The sequence below is a fragment of the Streptomyces sodiiphilus genome, assembly GCF_039529215.1.
Taxonomy (GTDB): domain Bacteria; phylum Actinomycetota; class Actinomycetes; order Streptomycetales; family Streptomycetaceae; genus Streptomyces; species Streptomyces sodiiphilus.
The window spans coordinates 27,395-43,838 of record NZ_BAAAMJ010000070.1; the positions used below are offsets into that span (position 1 = coordinate 27,395).

Annotated in this window: 18 protein-coding genes; 10 read left to right on the forward strand and 8 right to left on the reverse strand. The window is 70.9% G+C overall.

All coding sequences use genetic code 11. The features are described 5' to 3' along the window. Positions 1-4: 4 nt before the first annotated feature. A complete protein-coding gene (locus tag ABD299_RS22600; RefSeq protein ID WP_344265827.1) occupies positions 5-853 on the reverse strand; it encodes a helix-turn-helix domain-containing protein in 849 nt (282 codons plus the stop codon). A 262-nt stretch (positions 854-1,115) separates the two neighbouring features. Between ABD299_RS22600 and ABD299_RS22605 the strand changes: the two genes are divergently transcribed. The 4 genes from ABD299_RS22605 to ABD299_RS22620 all read left to right on the forward strand — a co-directional run bounded on the left by ABD299_RS22605 (position 1,116) and on the right by ABD299_RS22620 (position 5,332). Further along, positions 1,116-1,544 (forward strand): ATP-binding protein, encoded by a 429-nt coding sequence (locus ABD299_RS22605; protein WP_344265830.1) that lies wholly within the window; start codon positions 1,116-1,118, stop codon positions 1,542-1,544. Positions 1,545-1,622: 78 nt separating this feature from the next. After that, entirely contained in the window at positions 1,623-3,332 is a 1,710-nt protein-coding gene (locus ABD299_RS22610; RefSeq protein ID WP_344265833.1) for a serine/threonine protein kinase, read from the forward strand. A 35-nt stretch (positions 3,333-3,367) separates the two neighbouring features. After that, positions 3,368-4,348 (forward strand): C40 family peptidase, encoded by a 981-nt coding sequence (locus ABD299_RS22615; protein WP_344265836.1) that lies wholly within the window; start codon positions 3,368-3,370, stop codon positions 4,346-4,348. A 228-nt stretch (positions 4,349-4,576) separates the two neighbouring features. Continuing rightward, positions 4,577-5,332 carry a phosphatase PAP2 family protein gene (locus ABD299_RS22620; protein ID WP_344265839.1) on the forward strand — a complete coding sequence of 252 codons (756 nt, stop codon included), beginning with the start codon at positions 4,577-4,579 and terminating at the stop codon, positions 5,330-5,332. A gap of 117 nt (positions 5,333-5,449) precedes the next feature. On the opposite strand, the gene ABD299_RS22625 is transcribed toward ABD299_RS22620, so the two are convergent. Continuing rightward, the gene (locus ABD299_RS22625; RefSeq protein ID WP_344265974.1) at positions 5,450-5,650 is read right to left on the reverse strand and encodes a hypothetical protein; all 201 of its coding nucleotides are present in this window, start codon (positions 5,648-5,650) and stop codon (positions 5,450-5,452) included. Positions 5,651-5,754: 104 nt separating this feature from the next. On the opposite strand from ABD299_RS22625, the gene ABD299_RS22630 reads away from it, so the two are divergent. Then, entirely contained in the window at positions 5,755-6,609 is an 855-nt protein-coding gene (locus ABD299_RS22630) for an SCO4651 family lipoprotein (protein ID WP_486388916.1), read from the forward strand. A 56-nt stretch (positions 6,610-6,665) separates the two neighbouring features. Here the strand turns inward: ABD299_RS22630 and ABD299_RS22635 are convergent, their stop codons facing one another. Next, complete coding sequence (locus tag ABD299_RS22635) at positions 6,666-7,001, reverse strand: metal-sensitive transcriptional regulator (RefSeq protein ID WP_344265845.1); 336 nt, start codon at positions 6,999-7,001, stop codon at positions 6,666-6,668. Between the two features lie 384 nt (positions 7,002-7,385). On the opposite strand from ABD299_RS22635, the gene pstS reads away from it, so the two are divergent. From pstS to pstB, 4 genes are read left to right on the forward strand one after another with little or no spacing between them, the layout of a single operon-like run. Then, complete coding sequence (gene pstS, locus ABD299_RS22640) at positions 7,386-8,510, forward strand: phosphate ABC transporter substrate-binding protein PstS (RefSeq protein WP_344265848.1); 1,125 nt, start codon at positions 7,386-7,388, stop codon at positions 8,508-8,510. A 59-nt stretch (positions 8,511-8,569) separates the two neighbouring features. Further along, the gene (gene pstC / locus ABD299_RS22645) at positions 8,570-9,559 is read left to right on the forward strand and encodes a phosphate ABC transporter permease subunit PstC (protein WP_344265851.1); all 990 of its coding nucleotides are present in this window, start codon (positions 8,570-8,572) and stop codon (positions 9,557-9,559) included. Next, positions 9,556-10,683, forward strand: a complete 1,128-nt coding sequence (gene pstA, locus ABD299_RS22650; protein WP_344265854.1) for a phosphate ABC transporter permease PstA — start codon at positions 9,556-9,558, stop codon at positions 10,681-10,683. The genes pstC and pstA overlap by 4 nt, the downstream gene beginning before the upstream one ends. A gap of 31 nt (positions 10,684-10,714) precedes the next feature. After that, on the forward strand, positions 10,715-11,491 hold the full coding sequence (gene pstB / locus ABD299_RS22655) for a phosphate ABC transporter ATP-binding protein PstB (RefSeq protein WP_344265857.1): 777 nt from the start codon (positions 10,715-10,717) through the stop codon (positions 11,489-11,491). Between the two features lie 95 nt (positions 11,492-11,586). Here the strand turns inward: pstB and ABD299_RS22660 are convergent, their stop codons facing one another. Next, positions 11,587-12,153 (reverse strand): rhodanese-like domain-containing protein, encoded by a 567-nt coding sequence (locus tag ABD299_RS22660; protein ID WP_344265860.1) that lies wholly within the window; start codon positions 12,151-12,153, stop codon positions 11,587-11,589. Between the two features lie 84 nt (positions 12,154-12,237). On the opposite strand from ABD299_RS22660, the gene ABD299_RS22665 reads away from it, so the two are divergent. Beyond that, positions 12,238-12,534, forward strand: a complete 297-nt coding sequence (locus ABD299_RS22665) for a metal-sensitive transcriptional regulator (RefSeq protein ID WP_344265863.1) — start codon at positions 12,238-12,240, stop codon at positions 12,532-12,534. Positions 12,535-12,631: 97 nt separating this feature from the next. Here ABD299_RS22665 and ABD299_RS22670 read toward each other — a convergent pair whose 3' ends face one another. The 4 genes from ABD299_RS22670 to ABD299_RS22685 form a co-directional block, all read right to left on the reverse strand. Beyond that, a complete protein-coding gene (locus ABD299_RS22670) occupies positions 12,632-12,991 on the reverse strand; it encodes a rhodanese-like domain-containing protein (protein WP_425581402.1) in 360 nt (119 codons plus the stop codon). Between the two features lie 191 nt (positions 12,992-13,182). Further along, positions 13,183-14,550: an MBL fold metallo-hydrolase gene (locus ABD299_RS22675; protein ID WP_344265869.1), complete on the reverse strand. Its 1,368-nt coding sequence runs from the start codon at positions 14,548-14,550 to the stop codon at positions 13,183-13,185. 205 nt (positions 14,551-14,755) lie between these two features. Continuing rightward, positions 14,756-15,754 carry an inorganic phosphate transporter gene (locus ABD299_RS22680; protein WP_344265872.1) on the reverse strand — a complete coding sequence of 333 codons (999 nt, stop codon included), beginning with the start codon at positions 15,752-15,754 and terminating at the stop codon, positions 14,756-14,758. Positions 15,755-15,759: 5 nt separating this feature from the next. Continuing rightward, a complete protein-coding gene (locus ABD299_RS22685) occupies positions 15,760-16,380 on the reverse strand; it encodes a DUF47 domain-containing protein (protein WP_344265875.1) in 621 nt (206 codons plus the stop codon). Positions 16,381-16,444: the final 64 nt, after the last annotated feature.

Sequence of the window (16,444 nt, forward strand, 5' to 3'; positions counted from 1 at the left end):
TCCATCACATGGTCTTGAGAACGCGGTGGATGATGTCTCTGGCGCTCGCAGAAGCAAGTCCTGCTTCCTCGAAGCGCCTCAAGAAGGTTCGGTAGTTGCTCAACTGGATGGATGAGTGCAGTAGTTCAGATCCATGTTCGCTGTCCAGCTGGACAGTGTCCAGAGACGGAACTGGACCCTCGGCGTAGAGCACCGACTGGCCTGAGCCCGGGCAGTCGTCTGTGCTGAACGGAATGATCCTGAGCGTGATGTTGGGCCGTTCGCTTGTCTCCGCCATGTGGACCAGTTGCCGCCGCGTGGTCTCCAGTCCCCCGAACCGCATGTGCAGTGCCGCCTCGTGGACCGTGGCGGTGTAAGAAGTGCCGGTCTCCAGGATGACGTGCTGTCTCTTGATGCGGTGAGAGGTGCGATGTTCAAGCATCGAGAGAGACAGCTCAGGGACGTTCTGCCGGAAGACCGCCCGTGCGTAGTCCACGGTCTGCAGGAGGCCGGGGAGGTGGGATACCTGCGCGGTGCGGATCGCGTGGGCGTGGTGTTCAAGTTCTGCCAGGTCCAGAAGCCCGGCGGGAAGGATGTCGCGGTACTCGTCCCACCAGTGGCGCCGTCTCCCCTTGGTCATGTCGGCGAGAGCGTCGACGAGGGCGAGATCGTCGCAGCCGTAGGCGCGTGCGAAGGTCCGCACGCGCTCCCCGCTCACCCCGTAGCGCCCGGCTTCAATGGCGCTGATACGCGACTGGCCCACGTTCAGCCGACGAGCTGCCTCGACGGTCGACAGGCCGGCATTTTCGCGGAGTTTCCGCAGCTCGGAACCCAGTCGGCGCTGACGCCCGGTGGGGGCGCTTCTCGGGGGCACGGAACCTTCCTTCCTCACTGAACTGGTGTACGGAGTCGCTAGGTCACGACGTGGGTAGCAACTAGGCCACTGCGCCTCCTACGCTCGGCATCCAGTCAATCACCCTTCGTGTCGAACGGGGGGTGGAAGCAGCAAGTTCCTCATGACGTCCGACTTGTCGCCGTCTTCGGTCCGAAGCCCATCGCAGGTGTCCGGAGAGGCGGGGGAGCCGGACATTGACCGGACTCAGCCACGCATGTGGGAGGAAGAAACAGTGAACGTGATGATGACTCAGCCCGTGTACTGCCCGGAGGACTGGGAGGTCAGTCTGCATCTTCAGTCGGACGCGCACGCGCCCCGGCTGTGCAGGCGGACGGCCGTGCACGCCGTGCGGGAGTACGGACTGCCGTATCTGGCCGATGCGGCAGCGCTGTTGACCAGTGAGCTGGCGACCAATGCCGTGCGGCACGGCAAGGGGCCGCTGGCCTACCGGGTGGCCTGGTACGCGGGACGGGGTCGTCTGCGGCTGACGGTGTGGGACGAGGGGGAGGGGCGGGCACCGGTCAATCCCTCGCCACCACCCGGACTTCCCGAATGCGGCCGAGGGCTGCTCATCGTCGCCGTGATCGCGGAGGACTGGGGGCAGCACAGCACGCCGGGAGGCGGGAAGGCCCTGTGGGCGGAACTCGGCGTGCCGCAGTCGCCTCCTTGAGCGGTGGCGGGCCCCTGAGCGACGGGCCGGTGCACTGACCCCTGCCGCCCGGTCCCGGCCGTGTGGGATGGTCGGGGCATGGATGCGCTGCGGTCGGTGGATCCGGCCCGGATCGGGCCGTTCACGCTCCTGGCCCGGCTGGGGGCGGGCGGTATGGGACGGGTGTATCTCGGCCGTTCCCCGGGCGGGCGGCTGGTCGCGGTGAAGGTGATCCGCGAGGACATCGCCGAACATCCCGAGGCCATGGCCCGCTTCCGCCGCGAGGTGGCCACCGTGCGGGCCGTGCGCAGCGCGTGGACGGCGAACCTCGTGGACGCCTCGCTGGACGCTCCGCCGCACTGGCTGGCCACCGAGTACGTGCCGGGACCGACACTGCTGCGTGCCGTGAAGGGGGCGCCGCCGATGGCGGCCGGGGCGGCGGCGGGGCTGTTCGCGGCGCTCGCCGAGGCGCTGGCGGACGTGCACCGGTACGGGGTGGTGCACCGTGACCTGAAGCTGCACAACATCATCCTCGCCCCCACCGGCCCTCGTCTGATCGACTTCGGCATCGCACGGGCCGACGGGCACACGGCCCTCACCCGCACCGGGCAGGCGCCCGGAACTCCCGGGTACACCGCGCCGGAACTCCTCACCGGCGGGGAGGCGGGGCCCGCAGCGGACGTCTTCGCGCTCGGCGCCACCATGGCGAGGACGGTGACCGGCAGGCCTCCCTACGGCAGCGGCGAGTGGGCGGCCGTCAGCTACCGGGTGGTGCACGGCGAGATCGATGTGGCCGGTGTCGAGCCGTGGCTGGCCGGGCTGATCCGGGACTGCGTGGCGCGGGACCCGGAACGGCGGCCCGGCCTCCGGTCGGTGATCGAGCGGTGCGGTGTGACCACCGCGCTGGCCGACACCCCGGCCTACCGGGTGCTGGCGTCCGGCGGCGACCGGGCCCCCTCCGATCTGGCCACGGCCACGGCCGCCGGCCTGGTTCCGCCCGGGCACGGTGGGGCGGGCGAAGCGGCGCCGCAGCCGGTGCCGACGCCCACGCAGTTGGATGCGGGGCCGTGGCGCTCGCGGAGCCGGACAGGTGCTGTCGCGGCAGGCGTTGCTGCGGCTGCCGTCCTCGTCGGCGTCGCTCTCTGGGTCCTTCCCGGGAGCGACCCAGGAGGTGAAGAGGCATCGCAGGGTGAAGCGCGGGTCCCGGAGACGGGGGAGACCGACCGGGCGGAAGCTCCGGACAGGGGTACGGAGGGCGTGTCCGGAGGCGGCGAGGAGCAGGGACAGGATGCCGGCCGGGAGACCCCCGGGGAGGGAAGCGATGAGGGAAGGCCGGGGGACGGGGACAGCGGGACCGGAACAGGGACGCCTCCCCGACTCGACCCCGGTCTGGTGGTGCGGGAGTTCTGGTCACCGTCCACCGGCTTCTGCAACCTGCCGCCGGAACAGCGGAACGAGCACTTCCAGTGGAGCGTCTCGGCCGATGAGGTGTCGGAGGGAACGGCAAGGATCGGGTGGCGGCTCAGCTACGACTCCGGACAGCTCTCGTCTCCCTACTACGTGGCCATGGCGGTCCGGCCGCCCAGCGAGGGGGGAGGGTCGTCACATCTCGGTGCCGTCTTCCTCTCGGAGCCGGAGGACCTCTTCGACGGCACTCCCGAGGAGTGGGCGTATGCGACATACCCGGATGACTTTCCGGACGCGCTTCCGCTGACGGAGGACCCCGGAGCCTGGACGGTTGTCTATTTTCATGTCCAGTCGTCGGAGCAGTACGAGAGCATTGCCTGTGACGGTTTTACGGTGCCCTGAGGCACCGACGGCCCGCGAGGGGGGATGGACAGCACATGCGGAAGATCGCGTTGGCGGTTGGTCTCGGCTTCGGGGCCGTGCTGTGCTTCATGGCGCTGCTCGTGATCGGGGTCTACAGCGCAGCGGCCGGTCTGCTCGGAGGGGGCAGCAGGGCCGGAGGGCAACTCCAGCGCAACGCGGTACCCGCCGAGTACGCCGACCTGGTGCAGCAGTGGGGGAATCTCTGCCCCGAACTCACCCCGGCGCGACTGGCGGCACAGCTCAACCAGGAGAGCGGCTGGCGCCCGGATGTGTCGAGCGGGGCCAACGCTCAGGGCATAGCCCAGTTCATCCCCGGCACGTGGGCCACGCATGGGCTTGACGCCAATGGTGACGGCAAGGCAGATGTCTGGGACCCGGAGGACGCGATCCCGTCGGCAGCCTCCTACAACTGTTCTCTCGCCGAGTACGTCCGGCATGTGCCGGGTGATCCCGTGGACAACATGCTCGCCGCGTACAACGCGGGGCCCTATGCCGTCATCCAGTACTCCGGGATACCCCCCTACCAGGAGACGCAGAACTACGTGCGGGTCATCCGGGCGGCGGAGGAGAGCTTCGCGGCGCCGGTGACGGAGGAGCGGCTGCCGCCGTCCGAACTGGCGGCCGGGGCCGTGCACTTCGCGCAGGAGCACCTGGGGACGCCGTACCTGTGGGGCGGGGACGGGACGCCGGAGGACGACGGGCGGTTCGACTGTTCGGGTCTGACCAAGGCCGCCTACGAGGCAGTCGGCATCGAGCTGCCGCGGGTGGCCAACGACCAGTGGCACGCGGGTCCGCATCCGGAGCGGGACGAGCTGCTGCCGGGTGATCTGGTGTTCTTCTCCACGGATCTGACGGACTCCCGGGCGATCCATCACGTGGGGCTGTACGTCGGGGGCGGTTACATGATCAACGCGCCGTACACGGGTGCGGTGATCCGGTTCGACCCGATCGACTCCCCGGACTACTTCGGGGCGACCCGGCCGTCCGCTTCCTGAGACGATCCTGCACACTAGGTGAACCTCCCCCCAAAGCTGCGCGGTTGAAGTGCGACGATGCGTCTCTCTTCGATAACACTGTGGTGATCTTTGGGTGGATGTCGGAACGCCGGAGGGTATGCATGCAGTTTCCTGTTGTGCAGCGCGTTCCACCCTCTGCCGCCCCCTCGGCAGGACGCCTGTCCCTCCCCCACATTCCCCCACAACGATGAAGGGGCCGCACGGCACATGGCTGGAATGGACAACCCCGACGTCGACGTCCTTCGGCGGATCAACCGGATCGCCGACTCCCTGCCCGACTGGTCGTACGGCGGCGTGCGCCTGATGGGTGAATTCGGCTTCCCCCTGCTGCTCGGCCTCCTGGTGGTTCTCGCCTGGTGGTCGGTGCGCCGCAGACCCGATGCCCCGCAGGCCGTCGCCGCAGTGGCCTGGGCGCCGCTGGCCGCTGTCCTGGCCTACCTGGCCAACAGTCCGATCCGGGAGTTCGTCGCCCGGCCCAGACCGTTCCTCGATCACGACCTGCACGTGATGCTCGACGGCAAGACCGGTTACTCCTTCGTCAGCGACCACGCGACGGGGGCCATGGTGCTGGCCGTCGCGCTCTTCCTGGTCCACCGCCGGATCGGCGCGATCGCGCTGGTGCTGGCACTGGGCCAGGGCTTCGCGCGGGTCCTGATGGGCCTGCACTACCCCACGGACGTGATCGGCGGCTACGCACTGGGAACGGCCGTGGTGCTGCTGCTCTCCCCGGCCGCCCTGGCGGTGCTCACTCCGCTCGCCCGGGTCTGCTCGCGGACCCGCGGGCTGGGCTGGCTGGTGTGCCCGCGGGAGGAGCCCGCGGGGCCCGGACCGTCCGGGGACGGGCCGGGCAGCTCCCGCGGCCACGGGCAGGAGGAGCGGGCGGACGAGCCGCCGGCCGGTCCGGTGCCGCCCGGCACCGGCCGGCACCGGGCGCGGGCGAAGGCGCGGGACTACGCCGCCTAGCTGTATTGCCCTGACCGGCCGCCGCGCGAACGAGGGCGGTACGGAGAGGACGAAACACGCGGGCCCGCCCCCGGTGATCCACCGGGGGCGGGCCCGTGGCGTGTGCGCGGTGCGGGGTCAGGCGGCCTCGGACTCGGCCGCGACGTGCGCGGCGGCCTCGTCGCGGGCCAGCGGCCGGGACCGCCGGGCGGGCCCCGACCAGCCGCAGGAGCAGCGGGGGGCGAGGAAGGGGCCGCGCTCGGAAAGAGTGATGTGGTGGGTGGGGTGCTGTTCCCGCTGGGCCGGCGGGGGCGGATGTTCTTTCCTCCGGTAGTGCACGCCACCACCGTATCGAGGCACAGGCGCGCCGCGCCCGTGACGGTCGCCCCGGGACCTCGTTAAACGGTACGACTTTGAACGACGGCTGTTGGGGGTCGCGGGCCATGGTGGTGCGGCAGCACGGGCGGACGGGACGGAACGCCGTGGTGGCTGCGGGGTGCGCGGGCCTGCTCCTGGCACTTCTCGCGGTCAGCGGCTGCTCGGAGCAGGGCGCCGCCGCCGACAGCGGGGGCGGCGCGGTGACGCGGGCGGAGCCGCAGGAGGTGCTGCGGCAGGCGGCGGACGTGCTCGCGGGGACCGGCAGCTCCCAGGCCCGTACCGCCATGCGGATGGCGTCGGGGGGCACGCGGATCACCCTTCACGGCGAGGGCGGCTTCGACTACACGCGGGGCGTCGGCGAGCTGCTGGTGAGCCTGCCCAACCAGGAGGAGCCCGTCACCGAGCTGTTCGTGGACGGCGCGCTGTACATGAAGAACCGGGGCGCGGGGGTGCCGGCCGACAAGTGGGTCCGGCTGGAGACCGCCGAGCTGTCGGACGGCAACCTGGTCACCGGCGGGGCCACTCATCCGATGGCCGCCGCCGAGCTGCTGCGGGGCGTGCAGCAGGCCGCGGAGCTGGGGACGAAGGAGGTGGACGGCGAGATCCTGTGGCGCTACCAGGGGGTCACCGACATCGCCGTGGCCGCCGAGGCGGCGCAGGGCCGGGCGGGGGAGCAGCTCGCGGCCGCCATCGGCGGTTTCATGGACACCGCGGTGCCGTTCGAGGCGTATGTGGACGGGAACGGGCTGCTGCGCAAGGTCCGTCACCGCTTCCGGTTCGCCAGCAGCTCCGCCGGATTCCCGGACGGCATCGACGTGGTCTCCACGGTCACGGTGTACGGCTTCGGGACGCCGGTGCGGGTGGCGCTGCCGGAGCCGGGGGACATCTACGCGGGCACGATCGGCGCGTCCGTGGGCTGAATCCCCGCCCCCCGGTCCGCAGCCGGTCCGCCGCAGCCGCCACGCCGGCGGCGCGGTCAGGTGCGCAGCAGGCGGGCGATGGCCGCGGTGGCCTCCTGGACCTTGGCGTCGATCTCCGGACCGCCCTCCTCGGCGGCGTGGGCGACGCAGTGCCGCAGGTGCTCCTCCAGCAGTCGCAGGGCGAAGGACTGCAGGGCCTTGGTGGAGGCGGAGACCTGCGTCAGTATGTCGATGCAGTAGACGTCCTCCTCGACCATCCGCTGCAGGCCCCTGATCTGCCCCTCGATGCGGCGCAGCCGCTTGAGGTGGGAATCCTTGTCCTTGCTGTACCCGTGGGGGCCCGGGGCGCCCTGCGGGTGCTGCACGACGGTGCTTTCCTCGACAGTGGTCATGGCGTCCTCCCACGGACAGTGGTTCCCGGAGGTTCTTCCCAGCGGATATATACCCCTCAAGGGTATAGCGTACCGAATGCCCGGTGCGGTGCGGCAGGGTGCGCAGGTGGTCATTCTGCCGCCGGAGGCACCGGTGTGTCGCGGGGGCGGTCCGGGGGGTTCCCGCCCGGACAGGTTTCCGTCCGGCGGCCGCCCGGAATGACTGCACAGCGTGGGAGGGCGGGTGCCCAGGGCTATCGTTCCAGGGCGGGTCACCGGCCCGACCCGAGCGGTTCATCTTCTGTTCACTTACGACCGTCGGCCACTTCACCTGTTCTGCCTACGTTCATTTCGTAAGCATGTCTCCGTGGCGAGCCCCGCCTTACGGGAAGGAACTGAACGACAGTGAAGCTTTCGCGCGCGATCCGGCCCCGCGCACTGCCTGTCGGCGCGGCCGCCGTTCTCGGCGCCCTGGTCCTCACTGCCTGCGGTACCGACGACAACACAGGGCTGCCCGGGGCGATCGACTACACCAATGAAAACGTCGAGTGCGGCCCGGAGGGTTCCCTGCTGGCCTCCGGCTCCACGGCCCAGGCCAACGCCATGGAGGTCTGGGTGAACGCCTACCAGGCCAACTGCGACAACAGCCACATCAACTACAAGGCCACCGGCTCCGGCGCGGGCATCCAGGAGTTCCTGCAGGGCACCACGGCCTTCGGAGGCTCCGACTCGCTGCTGGGCGAAGCCGAGATCGCCGAGTCCGAGCGGGTGTGCCGCGACGGCGGCCGGGCCATCCACCTGCCGATGGTCGCCGGGCCGATCGCCATCGGCTACAACCTGCCCGGCATCGACGACCTGGTGCTCGACGCGGACACCCTGGCGAAGATCTTCGACTCGCAGATCACCCGGTGGGACGACCCGGCCGTCCAGGAACTCAACCCGGATGCCGATCTTCCGGACATGAGGATCACCCCGTTCCACCGGTCCGACGGCTCGGGCACCACCGACAACTTCACGTCCTACCTGCACGCCGCGGCGCCCGACGTGTGGCGCTACGAGCCGGACAAGAACTGGCGCGGCAAGGGCGGCCAGGCCGCCGACGGCTCCTCCGGCCTGGTCGGCATGGTCCAGCAGAACGCCGGGGCGATCAGCTACTTCGAGCTGTCCTACGCCTACGAGAACGGCATCAGCGCGGTGACGCTGGACACCGGGGCCTCCGAGCCGGTGGTGGCCACCGTGGAGAACGCCTCCACCGCGATCGCCTCCGGTGAGGTGATCGGCACCGGCAACGACCTGGCCCTGGAGCTGGACTACGCCACCACGGCCGAGGGCGCCTACCCGCTCGTCCTGGTCGCCTACGAGATCGTGTGCGACCGGGGCAACGCCCCGGGGACGCTGGATCTCACCAAGGCCTTCCTCACCTACACCTCCAGCGAGGACGGACAGGAGACCCTCAAGGAGATCCACTACGCGCCGATCTCCGAGAACATCATCGAGCAGGTCCGCGAGCGCGTCGCCGCGCTCTCCTGAGGCCTCACGAGCCTCGCCGCCCCCACGGCCCCCGGCCCCGCACCGAAAGATCACAGGGAATGTCCGCGTCACAGTCCGTCCAGCCACCGCCGTCCAGCGGCCCGGCGGCCACGCCGGCCAAGAAGGCCGTCCGCCCCGGCGACCGGATCTTCAGCGGCCTCTCCAAGGGCTCCGGCATCGTCCTGCTGGTGATCATGGCCGCGATCGCGGTCTTCCTCACCATCCGGGCAGTCGTGGCCATCCGCGCGAACGAGGGGAACTTCCTCACCACCTTCGAGTGGAACGCCAACGCCACGCCGCCCTACTTCGGCATCGCGGTCCTGCTCTTCGGCACGGTCGTCAGCTCGGTGATCGCGATGATCCTGGCGGTGCCGGTGGCGGTGGGCATCGCGCTGTTCATCTCGCACTACGCGCCGCGCCAGCTGGCCGGGCCGCTCGGCTACGTCATCGACCTGCTGGCGGCCGTGCCCAGCATCATCTACGGCCTGTGGGGCGCGCTCTTCCTGGTGCCGCGGCTGACCGGACTCTACGAGTGGCTGGACATGACGTTCGGCTGGACCGGGGTCTTCGCCTACGACGGCACCCCGGCCCGCTCGCTGATGACCGTCGGCATCCTGCTGGCGATCATGATCCTGCCGATCATCACCAGCGTCACCCGGGAGGTCTTCAAGCAGACCCCCAAGGCCCACGAGGAGGCCGCGCTGGCGCTGGGCGCGACCCGCTGGGAGGTGGTGCGGATGACCGTGCTGCCGTTCGGGCGGTCCGGGGTGATCAGCGCGTCGATGCTCGGCCTGGGCCGCGCGCTGGGCGAGACCATGGCCGTGGCCACCGTGCTGTCCCCGGCGTTCCTCATCCAGATCAGCCTGCTGGAGTCCGGCGGCGGGACCTTCGCGCAGAACATCGCGAGCCAGTTCAAGGAGGCCGGCGCCATGGGCCGGGACGCGCTCATCGCCTCCGGGCTGGTGCTGTTCGTCCTGACCCTGCTGGTCAACGGCGCGGCCCGGCTGATCATCGCCCGCCGCAAGGAGTACTCGGGGGCCAACGCATGAACAAGACCACCCTTCGTGACGCTCAGCGGGCCGGGAGCACCGGGCCGCAGGGCAAGCGCTCCCGGAAGTCCGGGGGCTCCCCGGCCGTGACCCGCCCCGCCACGCTGCGCCAGCCGCGGCTGCCGCGCTGGGCCCCGCTCGCCATCATCACGGTCTCCGTGGCCCTGGGCGCCCTGATCGGCCTGGTCGCCGGGCTGGAGAGCCGCGTCCAGTGGGGCCTGCTGGCGGTGATCATCTTCGTGGCCGGCACGTTCGCGCTCACCAGCGCGGTGGAGGGCCGGCGGCAGGCCGTGGACCGGCTCGCCGGCAGCTTGGTGTGGAGCTCCTTCGTCGTCGCCGTGCTGCCGCTGGCCTCGCTGCTGTGGGAGACCATCGCCCGCGGCATCCCCGGGGTGAGCTGGTACTTCCTGACGCACTCCATGAACGGCGTGCTCAGCTGGCAGGACGGCGGCGGTATCTACCACTCCATCCTGGGCACCGTGCAGCAGGTGCTGATCGCCTCCGCGATCAGCATCCCGATCGGTCTGCTGACGGCCGTCTACCTGGTGGAGTACGGGCGCGGGCGGCTGGCCAAGGCCATCACCTTCTTCGTCGACGTGATGACCGGTATCCCCTCGATCGTGGCGGGCCTGTTCATCCTCAGCATGTGGATCATGATGCTGGGCTTCGGCTACTCCGGCTTCGCCGGCGCCATGGCGCTGTCCATCCTGATGATGCCGATCGTGGTCCGTTCCACCGAGGAGATGCTCAAGCTCGTCCCCAACGAGCTGCGGGAGGCGTCCCTGGCGCTCGGGATCCCCAAGTGGCGCACCATCCTGAAAGTGGTGCTGCCGACCGCCATCGGCGGGATCACCACCGGCGTGATGCTGGCGCTGGCCCGGATCGCGGGCGAGACCGCGCCGCTCATCCTGCTGGTCTTCGGCAGCAATATGATCAACGCCAACCCGTTCGAGGGCGCGCAGTCCTCGCTGCCGCTGTTCGTGTACGAGCAGTGGGCGTTCGGCACCGAGTCGGCCTACGACCGGGCCTGGGCCGCCGCCCTGGTACTGATCGTCTTCGTCATGCTCCTCAACCTGCTGGCCCGCGGCATCGCCCGCTGGAAGGCACCCAAGACCGGCCGCTGACGGCCATCGAAGAGATAAGCGAGAACCAGCCATGGCCAAGCGCATCGACATCACCGGCCTGAACGCCTACTACGGGGCCCACAAGGCCATCGACGACATCACGATGACGGTCGAGCCCCGCTCGGTCACCGCCTTCATCGGGCCCTCCGGGTGCGGCAAGTCCACCTTCCTGCGCACCATCAACCGGATGCACGAGGTCACCCCGGGCGGCCGGGTCGAGGGCAAGGTGATGCTGGACGACGAGGACCTGTACGCCCCCGGGGTGGACCCGGTGTCGGTGCGCCGGACCATCGGCATGGTCTTCCAGCGGCCCAACCCGTTCCCGACCATGTCGATCTACGACAACGTCGCGGCCGGGCTGAAGCTCAACGGCTCGTACAGCAGGTCCGAGCTGGACGACATCGTGGAGAAGAACCTGCGCGGCGCGAACCTCTGGAACGAGGTGAAGAACCGCCTGGACAAGCCGGGCTCCGGTCTCTCCGGCGGCCAGCAGCAGCGGCTGTGCATCGCCCGCGCCACCGCGGTGGAACCGGACGTGCTGCTGATGGACGAGCCCTGCTCGGCGCTGGACCCGATCTCCACGCTGGCCATCGAGGACCTGATCGACCAGCTCAAGTCGCGGTTCACCATCGTCATCGTGACGCACAACATGCAGCAGGCCGCCCGGGTCTCGGACCGCACGGCCTTCTTCAACCTGTCGGCCATCGGCGAGCCGGGCAAGCTCATCGAGATCGACGACACGGAGAAGATCTTCTCCAACCCCTCGGTGCAGGCCACCGAGGACTACATCTCCGGCCGTTTCGGCTGATCCCCGGAGCCGCCGTGAACGCGGACCGCCGCCCGGCGCTGCCGGGCGGCGGTTCTCGCGGGGGGCCCCGGCCCTCCCGGCGGTGCCGCGGGCACCTATCCGCGCAGGGCGGCGAGGGTGGCGTTCAGGTCGCCGGAGGGCCGCCGGTTGTGCGGAAGCCTGCCCAGCAGCACGGCCATTCCGCAGGTGTTCGTCACGGCGGAGAAGACCAGACCGGCCGCCACCCCGCCGGCCAGCAGCAGGGCGGGGGTGAAGAACAGCCCGGCGACGACCCCGGTCAGGACCAGCAGCCCGGCGGTCAGGCGGACCTGGCGCTCCATGGCCCATCCGGTGCGGGCAGCGGCCGGGCGCTCGACCTCGTTGCCCTGCGTCTGCCAGGCGATCGTCCCGCCGGTGAGCGTGGTGGCGGGGATATGGTGCTCGGCGAGAAGCGCGCAGGCCGTCGCCGAACGGCTGCCGGAGGCGCAGACCACCAGCAGGTCTCCCCGCCCTGCGGCTTCCTTCAGGGCGGGCAGCGCCTGCTGGAGCTGGTCCAGCGGGATGTTGTGGGCACCGGGCAGGTGCCCGGCGGAATACTCGGCGGGGGTGCGCACGTCGATGACGGTGAGCTCGTCGAGCCGGCTGCTTGCCTGATCGGGGGCGAGTGCGGAAGGCGTGGGCATGTGAGGGAAGCCTCTTCTCATGTCGGGCAGGGGTTTCGGGACCCGCGGGTATGATACCGGCGGGGGTATGAGAGGCAGGTAGGCATGCAACTGGAGATGGCAGCCGAGGAGCTGAAGACGGTCGTCAACCGGCTGCGCCGGGCGCAGGGCCAGATCGCCGGTGTGATCAAGATGATCGAGGAGGGCAGGGACTGCGAGGAGGTCGTCACGCAGCTCGCCGCCGCCTCCCGGGCGCTGGACCGCGCGGGGTTCGCCATCATCGCCACCGGCCTGCAGAACTGCCTGGCCGACCTGCAGGAGGGCGACGGCTCCGCCGAGACGGCCGTCGACCGCGACCGCACCCGTGCCCGCCTGGAGAAGCTCTTCCTCTCCCTGGCCTGAGCAGCCGTCCGTCCGGCGCACGTCCGCCCGCACGCCATCCGCGTGCGTNCGGACGTGCGTGCGGGCGAGGGTGCGGTCGGTGCGCAGCCGGAAGGGGTCAGACGACGGTGCCCGGACGGCCGCGGCCGTCCACGACCGGCAGGCCGGCCCTGGACCAGGCCGACATCCCGCCGGCCACGTCCGTCACCGCCACGCCGCGCCCGGCCAGCAGCCGGGCGGCCTGCCGGGACCGGGCGCCGGACCGGCACACCGCCACCACCGGGCGGCCCTGGGCCTTCTTCGGCAGCGCGGCTCCGGTGCTCAGCCGGGACAGCGGCAGATGGACGGCCGCGGGCGCGTGCCCGGCACGCCACTCGTGGGCCTCGCGCACATCCAGCAGTACCGCCTCGCCCGCCTCGGTGCGGCGGGCGGCCTCGGCCGGGGCGACCCGGCTCCGGCGGCGGCGCAGGAACGTCAGCACGGTGTTCTCCTCCGGTCTTCTCGCTTGCGGGATCCGGTTACTGGCTCCGGGGTTGTTCCCGACCGGGAACATGACAGGCCCGGGCGCGGAACGCTCGAGGGGAACGGCGTTCCGTGCCCGGGCCAGGGGCCCGTCCGCCCACGGCGCGAAACCAGGACAGGGCGGACGGGGGCTGTCGGCCGCCGGGATCAGCCGCCGGTGACCACGGGGAGGCCGGCCTCGGCGGCGGCGTCGAAGCCGTCGTCGATGGCGACGACACTGCGGCCGGTGGAGTCCAGCAGTGAGGCAGCGATGCCGGCCCGCATGCCGCCGGCGCAGTGCACCCACACCTGCCCGGCCGGTATCTCACCGAGGCGGGTGCGCAGCTGGTGGACGGGGATGTGCACCGAGCCCTCGATGCGGGCGCCGGCCCGCTCCGAGCCGCGCCGCACGTCCAGCACCACGACCTGCTCGCCGCGCTCCCTGGCCGCGGCCAGGTCGGCGAACACGGCCCGCGGGAAGGAGGCGAGCTTCTCGCCCTCGGTCACCCAGGTCTCCGGGTCGCCGGTCGCCGCGGCGGCCGGCCGGTCGATGCCGACCCTCACCAGTTCGCGCTGCGCGGCGGCGAGCTGCTCGGGGGACTCGGCCAGCAGCGTGACCGGCTTGCCCCACGGGATCAGCCAGGCCAGGTAGGTCGCGAGCTGCCCGTCGGCCTCGAAGTTGACCGTGCCCGCGACATGGCCCTCGGCGAACGCCACCCGGTTGCGCAGGTCCACGACCCACTCCCCGCCGGCCAGCCGGTCGGCGATCTCCGCGGCGTCCGCGAGGCGCGGCGGCGTGAGGTCCACCGGAGCCGGGCCCTCCGCGTTGGCGGGGCCCATGTGCGCGTAGTAGGCGGGAATGTCGTCCAGTCCGGCCAGCAGCCCGGCCACGAAGGCGTCCACGTCCTGGGTGAACGCGGCGTTGGTCTCGCGCTCCTTGCCGATGGTGGTGGCGCTGCCCTCCGCCTGGGACGAGGAGCAGAAGCTGCCGAAGCCGTGCGTGGGCAGCACCTCGACCTCGTCGGCCAGCAGCTCGGCGAGCCGGTGGGCGGAGGCGTGCTGTGCGCGGGCGAGGTGCTCGGTGAGCCGCGGCTCCACCAGGTCGGGGCGGCCCACGGTGCCGATCAGCAGTGATCCGCCGGTGAACGCGGCAACGCCCCGGTTGTCCTCCTGCAGGACGTAGGCGGTGTGGTGGGGAGTGTGTCCCGGGGTGGCCACGGCGCGCAGGGTGAGGTCGCCCTCCAGGGGGACCACGTCCCCGTCCGACACCGGGACCCGCTCGAAGGAGACGCGGGCGGAGGCCGGCACCAGGTAGCGGGCGCCGGTCAGCCGGGCGAGCTCCAGGCCGCCGGTGACGTAGTCGTTGTGCAGGTGGGTCTCGACCACCAGGCCGATCCGTACGCCGCGCCGTGCGGCTGCCGCGATCACCTGGTCGACGTCGCGGGGCGGGTCCACGGCCACGGCCACCGACTGTCCGCCTGCCAGGTAGCTCCGGTTGCCCAGTCCGGCCACCTCGATCGTGTCGACGAAGAACACCGTTTTCTCCTTCCGATGGGGTACCCCCTGGGGTATCTGTTGACCACCATAACAGGAATACCCACGGGGGTATTTCCAGGTGCGTTCGACGGGCGTGTCGCGAGACGGGGAAGGGCGCCGGCGGTGGTCACCGGGACAGGGAAACGCGCAGGCCACAGCGTCGGAAGGGCGTTGCCTGGGCGCGGGGCGGCGGGCCGCCGGAGGATCAGACGAAGACCGCGCGCAGCAGCCAGGAGAAGACCGCGGCCACGGCCGCCGCAGCCGGGAGAGTGACGAGCCAGCTCATGACGTAGCTCCTCGCGACCGCCCAGCGGACCGCGCTCAGCCGCCGGGTCGCGACCACGCCCATGTTCGCCGAAGTGATCACATGTGTGGTGGAGACCGGCGCCTGGAACAGGTACGACGAGGTGTACAGGACGGCCGAGGCGGCCGTCTCCGCGCAGTGCCCGCGCGGCGGGTCGAGCTGGATGACGCGGCGGCCCAGCGTCCGCACCAGGCGCCCGCCCCCCGCCCAGGTGCCCGCCGCCAGCGCCGTGGCGCAGGCGATCCGCACCCACAGCGGGACGGACGCCCCCTGCTCCTCGGTGCCCGCCACCACCAGCGCCAGCACCACGACGCCCATCGTCTTCTGCGCGTCCTGCAGGCCGTGCCCCAGCGACAGACCCGCCGCCGAGACCGTCTGCGCGATACGGAACCCGCGCTGCGCCCGGTGCGGGTTGGCCCGCCGGAACGCCCACAGCAGACCCACCATCGTGAGGTAGGCCAGCAGCAGAGCCGCCACCGGGGCGGCCAGCAGCGGCAGCACGACCAGCGTCAGCAGGGCGTCCCAGTGCACGACGCCGGCCCCCGCCACCACGGCCCCGGCCAGCGCGCCGAGCAGCGCGTGGGTGGACGCGGCGGGCAGCCGGACGTACCAGGTGATCACATGCCAGGCCATCGCGCCCGCCAGGGCGGCCAGCAGGATCAGCAGACCGGGCAGGCCGTCGGGCGGGTCCACCAGGCGTTCGCCGACCGTCCGGGCGATCCCGGTGCCGAGGAAGGCGCCGGCGAAGTTCATCAGGGCCGCCATCAGCAGCGCGATCCCGGGCGTCAGTGAGCGGGTCGACACCGAGGTCGCCACCGTGATCGACGCGTCCCGGAAGCCGTTCGTGCAGGTGAAGAACAGCGCCGCCGCGACGACGACGACGAGCGTCCAGGTGTCCACCGCTGTCAGGACTCCTTGACCACGATGGTCTCCACCGTGTTCGCCACGTGCTCGAAGGCGTCGGCCGCCTCCTCCAGCACGTCCACGATCTGCTTGAGCTTGAGCACCTCGATGGCGTCGTAGGCGCCGTTGAACAGATGCGCCAGCAGCTTGCGGTGCACCCGGTCCGCCTGGTTCTCCAGGCGGTTCACCTCGATCCAGTACTCGGTGAGGTTGTCCATGGTGCGCAGCTGCGGCATCGCCTCGGCGGTCAGCTCGGCGGCCCGGTGCAGCACCTCGATCTGCTGCTCCACGCCCTTGGGCAGCTCGTCGATCTCGTACAGCACGACCAGATCGACGGCCTCGTCCATGAAGTCCATGATGTCGTCGAGCCGGGAGGCGAGCCGGTAGATGTCCTCGCGGTCGAACGGGGTGATGAACGACGAGTTGAGCTGGTGGAAGATCGCGTGCGTGGTGTCGTCACCGGCGTGCTCGGCCGCACGCATGCGCTCGGCGATCTCCGTACGGGTCGCCGCGTCCGCCGCCAGCAGCTCCATCAGCAGCTTCGAGGCACCCAGGATGTTGTCCGCGGACGTGGCGAACAGTTCGTAGAAACTGGTCTCCCTCGGCGTCAGGCGAAAGCGCACTCGGGTTCCTCGGAAGTTCATCGGCGGACGTACCCGATGATGCTAAGGGCAGATTCCGGCCACG

What these genes read in the sequence shown, in the direction of transcription:
- ABD299_RS22615 (WP_344265836.1), top strand. Translation starts at nt 3,368, where the DNA reads ATGCGGAAGATCGCGTTGGCGGTTGGTCTCGGCTTCGGGGCCGTGCTG.
- ABD299_RS22635 (WP_344265845.1), bottom strand. Translation starts at nt 7,001, where the DNA reads ATGACCACTGTCGAGGAAAGCACCGTCGTGCAGCACCCGCAGGGCGCC.
- ABD299_RS22630 (WP_486388916.1), top strand. Translation starts at nt 5,755, where the DNA reads ATGGTGGTGCGGCAGCACGGGCGGACGGGACGGAACGCCGTGGTGGCT.
- ABD299_RS22605 (WP_344265830.1), top strand. Translation starts at nt 1,116, where the DNA reads ATGATGACTCAGCCCGTGTACTGCCCGGAGGACTGGGAGGTCAGTCTG.
- pstC (WP_344265851.1), top strand. Translation starts at nt 8,570, where the DNA reads ATGTCCGCGTCACAGTCCGTCCAGCCACCGCCGTCCAGCGGCCCGGCG.
- ABD299_RS22620 (WP_344265839.1), top strand. Translation starts at nt 4,577, where the DNA reads ATGGCTGGAATGGACAACCCCGACGTCGACGTCCTTCGGCGGATCAAC.
- ABD299_RS22660 (WP_344265860.1), bottom strand. Translation starts at nt 12,153, where the DNA reads ATGCCCACGCCTTCCGCACTCGCCCCCGATCAGGCAAGCAGCCGGCTC.
- pstA (WP_344265854.1), top strand. Translation starts at nt 9,556, where the DNA reads ATGAACAAGACCACCCTTCGTGACGCTCAGCGGGCCGGGAGCACCGGG.
- pstB (WP_344265857.1), top strand. Translation starts at nt 10,715, where the DNA reads ATGGCCAAGCGCATCGACATCACCGGCCTGAACGCCTACTACGGGGCC.
- ABD299_RS22610 (WP_344265833.1), top strand. Translation starts at nt 1,623, where the DNA reads ATGGATGCGCTGCGGTCGGTGGATCCGGCCCGGATCGGGCCGTTCACG.
- ABD299_RS22665 (WP_344265863.1), top strand. Translation starts at nt 12,238, where the DNA reads ATGCAACTGGAGATGGCAGCCGAGGAGCTGAAGACGGTCGTCAACCGG.